Source organism: Amycolatopsis panacis, assembly GCF_003600245.1.
Lineage (GTDB): Bacteria > Actinomycetota > Actinomycetes > Mycobacteriales > Pseudonocardiaceae > Amycolatopsis > Amycolatopsis sulphurea.
This window is the reverse complement of the sequence record NZ_QZFV01000077.1, coordinates 70151-76974: the sequence shown is the minus strand read 5'-3', so window position 1 is coordinate 76974 and position 6824 is coordinate 70151. Positions and strand designations below refer to the sequence as shown.

The window sequence follows — 6824 nt, the reverse complement described above, 5'->3', positions numbered from 1 at the left end:
GCATGCCGCGCAGCCGCCTGCCGGGGCGCCCCGGCCGTGGTTCCCCGGCGGGCCGCCGGATCCGGCGGCGCAACCGGAACGCCAGCGCCGCGCCCAGCACCGCGCCGACCGTGTTGGACAGCAGGTCACCGGTGTCGAACAGCCGGTACGGGCACCTCATCAGGAACCAGACGCCGGTCAGCTGCGTCGTTTCGATCAGCAGCGACATGGCGAATCCGCTGAGAATGGCGAATCCGATGCTGCGCCCGAACAAACGCCGCATGAGCACGCCCCATGGCACGAAGAACGCGACATTGAACAACACCTGCCGCAGCGCCGGGTTGTGCAGCAGGTCGGTGTTGAACTGGTGCATGTCCGACAGGAACTGCAGCGGGTTCAACTCGGGGTGCCGCAGCTTCCGGTGCGTCACGCAGTACGCCGCGTCGATCTGCGGGATCGGCATCAGGGTGTAGGTGACCAGCGCGAACGCGTACACCAGGAAGGCCGGCGCGGCGATCGCGCGGAACATGCCCAGCTCGCCCCGTTTGCGGTAGGTCACCGCGACGTAGGGCACCACCAGCACGATCGCAAGGCCGAACCCGGCGAAGACCGCGATGAGCGTCGGCACGCTCCACTGTGTCATCGAACCTCACCCTCTGTTGTCCGGGGAGGGTAACGGCGGTTCTCCCCGGGCAGCGCGGCGGGCGGCGGTTTCCGGTGGCCCCGGTGTTGTCCGGCCGGGCGAGCTGTCCGATGTGGTCGCCGGCGCCGGACCGGGCGGGCGGATCGTGCCACAAGGTGGCCATCCGGGCGCCCCTGTTTCCCCTCCACACCCCTGCCCAGTGGGTCCGGCTGTCCCTGCCCGCCCGGGCGGCCCACCATAAGATGGTGGGAAGGAGCCGCCATGGTGCTCGCCGAAGAGGACATGCGCGCGCTTGACGACGTCCGGCGTGGATTGGTCGTGGTCCGCAACGGGTTCGTCGGAGCAGAGGAGTGCTACCTGTGGTCCGGCGGCGGGCGGGTACCGCCCTGGGAGGCCCAGGCGGTGGACCGGCTGCGCTGGCGTGGTCTGGTGGCGCTCACCCGGCGACCGGGTGCCCCGGCCAGCCCGCTGGTGGCGACCGACCAGCAGCCGAGCGCCGCCTGAGCATGCGGGGACGACCGGGACTGGAGCAGGACAGCCGAGGATGAGCGAAAACCCGAACGCGCCGCTGGGCGCGCCCTGGCCCCGGCCGCAGCAGGTGGCCCCGGCTGCGCCCTCCCCCGAGCCGGCGCCGCAACCCACGCCACCTTCGCCGCAGCGCCGGTGGCGGATAGTGGCCCTGGTGACCGGCCTGGTCGTGCTGCTCGGGCTGACCGGATTCACCATCACGCGCTACGTTCTGCAGCAGCCGCCGCCCCCGAAGCCGCCTTCGCAGCCGTTCGACATCGCCGGGACGTACGCGCGCGTACGTCCCGGCGTGGCGAATGTCGAGGCGGTGCTGGCCACCGGCCAGGGGGTCGCCTCCGGTACCGGGATCGTGCTCGGCGCGGACGGGCTGGTGCTGACGAACAACCACGTGGTCGAGGGCTCCATCGTCGTCCGGGTCACGCTGGCCGGCGGCCGGGTCCACGACGCGAAGGTGCTCGGCTACGACCGTTCCCACGATCTCGCCGTGCTCAAGCTCGCCGGCGCGAGCGGGCTGCCCACCGCGACGCTCGGCGATTCCGGTCAGGTCAAGCCCGGCGACTACGTGCTCGGCGTCGGCAACGCGGGCGGGCAGGGCGGGGAGCCGGCCTCGGCCGTGGGCCGGGTGACCGCGCTCGGCCGGTCGATCGTCGCCCGCGACGCGGAGACCGGCGCCAAGGAGACCCTGCACGATCTGATCCAGACCGACGCGCCCGTGCGGCAAGGGGATTCCGGCGGGCCGCTCACCGACACCGCGGGCCGGGTGATCGGCGTGAACGTCGCGGGCAGCGCGGGCTACGCGGTCGAAAAGGGTGAGCACGAGAGCTACACCATCCCGATCACGCCCGCCGCGGAGATCGCCGGGCAGATCGTCGCGGGCAAGGAATCCGGCACCATCCACATCGGACCGAGCGCGTACCTGGGCATGACCGTGAACGAGACCGCCGACGGCGCCGGGGCGATGATCCAGGCGCTGGTCCAGAAGAGCCCGGCCGACGAGGCCGGGCTCAAGGCGGGCCTGCTGGTGGTCGGCGTCGACGATCAGCCGGTGCGCTCGGCCGCCGATCTGATCGCGCAGGTGGACCGGCACCACCCCGGCGAAACGCTGAAGTTCACCATCACCGGACAGGGCGGGCAGCAGGGCACGGTGTCCGTGCAGGCGGCCAGCGGGCCGATCGGTTAGCGCGTCCGGCCCGTTTCCGGCCTAGGCTTGTCCCTGGTGGCCGGGGCGCCCGGCCGGGAGGGTGCTCCGGATGGCCGGATGGCGGACCCGTCGTCGGCGGGAAGTGGCCGACGAGGCGCTCGTGCGCTCCCTGTTCGAGGAGCACGGGCGGGCGATGCTCGGCTACGCCACGCGGCTGCTCGGCGATCGCGCCGCGGCCGAGGACGTGGTGCAGGAGGCGCTCGTGCGGGCCTGGCGGAACCCGGACAGCCTGGTCAACGGCCGGGGTTCGGTACGCGGCTGGCTGCTCACCGTGGTGCGCAACCTCGTGATCGACCGGGTCCGGGCGAGTCACGCGCGGCCGGCCGAGGTCGCCGGGGTGCCCGCCGGCCTCCCGGTCGAGCACGACCACGCCGACCGCGTGGTGGACTCGATGGTGGTGCTGGCCGCGCTCGACGGGCTCTCCGCCGAGCACCGGGTCGTGCTGGAGCAGATGTACCTGCACGGCCGGAGCGTGGCCGAAGCCGCCGAACTGCTGGGAATTCCGCCCGGCACCGTGAAGTCCCGTTCGTATTACGGGCTGCGGGCGCTGCGGGAGCAGTTCCGCGACGAGCGAGCAGGAGCGGAGGGGATCGCCGGATGAACCGGGACGAGCACGTGGACCTGGCCGGATACCTCTCCGGCCTGTTCGGCGCGGACGAGCACCGCGCGGCCGAAGCACATCTGGAGTCCTGCCCGGCCTGCCGGTCGGAGGCGGCGTCCCTGCGCGAGGTGCGGGGAATTCTCGGCGAGCTGCCACCGGAAGCGCTGCTGGCGGGCGCCCCGGAGGACGGGGACCTGCTGCTGAAGCGCACAGTGCACCGGGTCCGGACGGAATCGCGCCGCCGGACCGGGCGAGGCACGCTCGTCGCGGCCGCCGCGGCGGTGGTCGTCGCCGCGATCGGGCTGGGCATCGGCGTGGCGGTGGGCAGTTCGAACAGTTCGAACAGTCCCACGGCGGTCTCGCCGCCGACCATCGAAGCCCCGGGCATTCGTACTGTGCACGGCGCCTCGGGCGATGCGTCGCTCACCGCGACCGTCGCGCCCGCGGCCGGCTGGGTCCGGGTGAACGCCATGGTGACCGGGCTGCCCAGCGGGGAGAAGTGCCTGCTGGTCGTCGAGGGCAAGAACGGTGAACGCCAGATCGCGGGCGGCTGGGTGGTCACCGCGGAAAGCGCTCGCGACGGCGCGAGCCTGTATGGCTCGGCCATCGTCGACCCGGCTCAGGTCACGGCGGTCTCCATCGAGAACACCGCGGGCCACCAGTTCGTCCGTGCGGGACTGCCGTGAGTCACCCGAACCGCGCGGCCAGCCACCGGCGGGCGTGCTGCCACGGCTCGTAGGCGGGGTCGATCAGCCGGAAGTGGTCGACGTCCGGCAGCTCGACGTAGTCCACTTCGTCGCCTGCGGCGCGCGCCGCCGTCACGTACTCGCGGCTGTGCAATACCGGTACGCGTACGTCGGCGTCGCCGTGTACGACCAAGTGTGGGCAGCCGACCGGCAGCTGCCGGAGCGGTGAGGCGGCTGGATCGTCATCGCGCAGGAACAGCGAGGCCGCGCCTTCGCCGAGTTCCTCCGCTGCGCAGCGGGGTACGTCGGTGATCGGGGCCAGCGCGACGACGCCGGACAAGCCCTCGGACTTCCCGGCCAGCAGCGCCAGCTGCCCTCCCGCGGAGTGGCCGATCGCGACGGACGGGGCACCCGGGGCCGCGGTACGGATCGCGGTGCGTACGTCGTCGAGGGTCTGCGGCCACCCGCCGGTGTCGCCGTCGATGCGGCGGTATTCGATGTTCACCACGCGCCAGCCTGCGTCGGTCAGGTCGGCGGCCATCGCGTCGAGCTGGTGCAGATCGTGTTTGGCGCGCCACCAGCCGCCGTGCAGCAGGAGCGCGGTGCCCTTCCCCGGCGCGGTTCCGTGGAGTTCGGCGAACTGGCTGGGTTCGGCGCCGTAGCGAACGGTTTCCATCGACCCAGTATCGAGGTACGCCGCCGGTGGCGTGGTGGTTGAAGGGCTGTGAAGGGACCCTTCACGGACTCTGAGTCCGTGAAGGGTCCCTTCACAGCCTTCCCCTTGTTTGGGCGTGCGGTCGGGGCGGGTCGCGCTACCGTCGCGGGCATGACCACGCCCGTCGAAGCCTTCCTCCGCGACTACCACGACCGGAATCCGGCCGCGGCGTCCGAGCTGGCGGGAGCAGGGCAGTTGGTGGGGGACGACCGCACGGTGTACGAGGCCTTCGCCGCGTACGTCGGGGAGCCGCGCCGCGTGCTCGACCTCGGCTGTGGGGACGGCTCGCTGCTGGCGGTGCTCGCCGCCCGCGGTGCGGAGACCCTGGCCGGTATCGACCTGTCGCCGGGCCACGTGCGGCGAGCGCTCGCCACCCCCGCGCTGGCGGGCGCGGACGTACGCACCGGGCGGGCGCAGAAGCTGCCGTTCAGGGACGACGGGTTCGACGCCGTCGTGTCCTTTATGGCACTGATGCTGATGACCGATGTCGAACAGGTCGTCGCGGAGACGGCGCGGGTGCTCGCCACCGGCGGCACGTTCGCGATCGGGGTGGGCGGTCCGGGGGAGGGCGCGCTGGCGGTGTTCCCGAAGATCGCGCGCCCGCTGTTCGCCGTGATTCCGGAAGAACGACGGGTGCCCTCCGGCGGTGACCCGCGCACTCGCACCCGCGAAGGTCTCGACCGGCTCCTCGGCCCGGCCGGATTCGCCCCGGTGGACTGGCACGAGCTGCTGCTCGACGTGTCCGGCCAGCCGGAGCAGGTGTGGCAGACCTGTCACGACACGTACTACCAGATCGATTCGCTTGACGAGACGCAGGTCGCGGGGTTGCGGACGGCGTTCATGGTTGCCACGCGGGACCTGCTGACCGAGGACGGGGTGCTTCCGGCGAAGGCCAGGGTGAACGTGGCAGTCACACGGTTGTCGTGACTGCGGCTGGCCGCGTACTCAGGCGACCGCCGCGCCGAACCACCGGGTCAGCGCGGATCGAAGTGCGTCGACGTCGGGTTCGGTGTCCGAGGAAGCCCAGGCGACATAGCCATCGGGCCGGATCAGCAATGCCGTGGGCGCGTCGCCGGCAGCGTCGGTGCACAGCGTCGTCACCCGGTCCTGCCACGGTTTCGCGGTGGTGGCGAGCTTCGCGCCCGGGGTCAGGTCGAGCAGGATCGGGCGGGCTGCCCGCTGTGCTGCGGCGAACGGCTCCGGATCGGTCAAAGTCAGGTCCGGAGCGCAGCGGCCGGTCCATGGATCCGGCGCGTCGCCGTACCGGATGTCGTTGCCGGACAACAGATCCGCGAGCTGCTTACGGACCACGCTGTGGCCGAGCAGCTCCCCGAACAATGCACGCAGCTCGGTGACCTCCGGACCCGGTGCGGTCAACGCTCCCTGCGCCTGGGTGCTTATGACCACCCGGTGGCTGACCGGGCGACGTTCGGCGTCGTAGCTGTCGAGCAGCCCCGGCGGCGCCCAGCCGTGCACCTCGGCGGCGAGCTTCCAGGCCAGGTTGGCCGCGTCCTGCAGGCCGAGGTTCAGCCCGGGGCCGCCGATCGCGGAATGCACGTGGGCCGCGTCGCCGAGCAGGAGCACGCGCCCGGCACGGAACCGCTCGGCGATCCGGGTGTTGCCCCCGAGCAGCCTGCGCAGCTGGAACGGCCCGGCGCCGGCGGGCGGCGCGAACGGCAGATCGGTGCCCAGCACCCGACGGATGCTTTCCCGGACCTCGTCCAGCGTCGGCGGTACTCCTTCGGGCGGGGCCGGCACGCCTCGTTCGGAAACATTCACCGAAGGCGCGTTCGCATCGAAGGGCGCGTAGGTGAAGACCCCGGTTTCCGTGCGGTAGTGCAGAAACGGCGGAATCCGGTGGCCCGCCAGCCGCAGCCCGCCGGTGGCCGGGTCGACCAGCTCCGGCGGAATCCGGACCTGCGCGCTGCGTGACACCGAATCGTCCCGGGAAACGCCGGGGAACTCGATCCCGGCGAGTTTCCGCACCATGCTGCGGCCACCATCCGCGCCGACCAGGTATTCGGCCGTCAGCCGGTAGGGGCCGTCCGGTCCGGTCACCCGCACGGTCACCGAGTCCGCTCCGGCGGTGAATCCGGTGCACTCGTGCCCACGGCGGATTTCGGCACCCAGCTCGGCGGCGTGCCGCGCGAGGACTCGTTCCAGTTCACGCTGCGGTTTCGGCAGCACGTACACCGGGTTGTCCGCCAGATCGGCGAGATCGAGCCGGAATCCGCCGAAAATGAATCCGGGCACCGGCTTCGGCGTGGCCTCTCCGGTGAGCTGCGCGTAGAGGCCACGTCGGTGCAGCAGCGGCACCACCTGGCCGACCAGCCCGTTCGCGCGGTGTTCCTCCTTGGCGCCGGACAGCCGTTCGAGTACGACCGGGCGGATCCCGGCCAGGCACAGTTCGGCCGCGAGCAGCAGGCCGTTCGGTCCACCTCCGGCGATCACGATTTCCGGCATGAGTTCCC

General features: G+C 71.9%; 8 protein-coding genes. 5 read left to right on the top strand and 3 right to left on the bottom strand.

Translation table 11 applies throughout. The features are described from left to right. A partial coding sequence (locus D5S19_RS13735) for a VanZ family protein (protein ID WP_147397384.1) occupies nt 1-622 on the bottom strand: 622 nt, incomplete at its 3' end. A gap of 261 nt (nt 623-883) precedes the next feature. On the opposite strand from D5S19_RS13735, the gene D5S19_RS13730 reads away from it, so the two are divergent. The 4 genes from D5S19_RS13730 (at nt 884) to D5S19_RS13715 (ending at nt 3638) form a co-directional block, all read left to right on the top strand. Further along, nucleotides 884-1126: a hypothetical protein gene (locus tag D5S19_RS13730; protein ID WP_120023730.1), complete on the top strand. Its 243-nt coding sequence runs from the start codon at nt 884-886 to the stop codon at nt 1124-1126. 40 nt (nt 1127-1166) lie between these two features. After that, nucleotides 1167-2330, top strand: a complete 1164-nt coding sequence (locus D5S19_RS13725) for a S1C family serine protease (protein WP_120023729.1) — start codon at nt 1167-1169, stop codon at nt 2328-2330. Nucleotides 2331-2400: 70 nt separating this feature from the next. Further along, on the top strand, nt 2401-2952 hold the full coding sequence (locus tag D5S19_RS13720) for a sigma-70 family RNA polymerase sigma factor (RefSeq protein WP_120023728.1): 552 nt from the start codon (nt 2401-2403) through the stop codon (nt 2950-2952). Further along, nucleotides 2949-3638, top strand: a complete 690-nt coding sequence (locus D5S19_RS13715) for an anti-sigma factor family protein (RefSeq protein ID WP_120023727.1) — start codon at nt 2949-2951, stop codon at nt 3636-3638. Before D5S19_RS13720 ends, D5S19_RS13715 begins: the two co-directional genes overlap by 4 nt. A 1-nt stretch (nt 3639) precedes the next feature. On the opposite strand, the gene D5S19_RS13710 is transcribed toward D5S19_RS13715, so the two are convergent. Next, a complete protein-coding gene (locus D5S19_RS13710) occupies nt 3640-4314 on the bottom strand; it encodes an alpha/beta hydrolase family protein (RefSeq protein ID WP_120023726.1) in 675 nt (224 codons plus the stop codon). Between the two features lie 150 nt (nt 4315-4464). Between D5S19_RS13710 and D5S19_RS13705 the strand changes: the two genes are divergently transcribed. After that, a complete protein-coding gene (locus tag D5S19_RS13705) occupies nt 4465-5280 on the top strand; it encodes a class I SAM-dependent methyltransferase (RefSeq protein WP_120023725.1) in 816 nt (271 codons plus the stop codon). Nucleotides 5281-5298: 18 nt separating this feature from the next. Here the strand turns inward: D5S19_RS13705 and D5S19_RS13700 are convergent, their stop codons facing one another. After that, a complete protein-coding gene (locus D5S19_RS13700) occupies nt 5299-6816 on the bottom strand; it encodes an FAD-dependent monooxygenase (protein WP_120023724.1) in 1518 nt (505 codons plus the stop codon). Nucleotides 6817-6824: the final 8 nt, after the last annotated feature.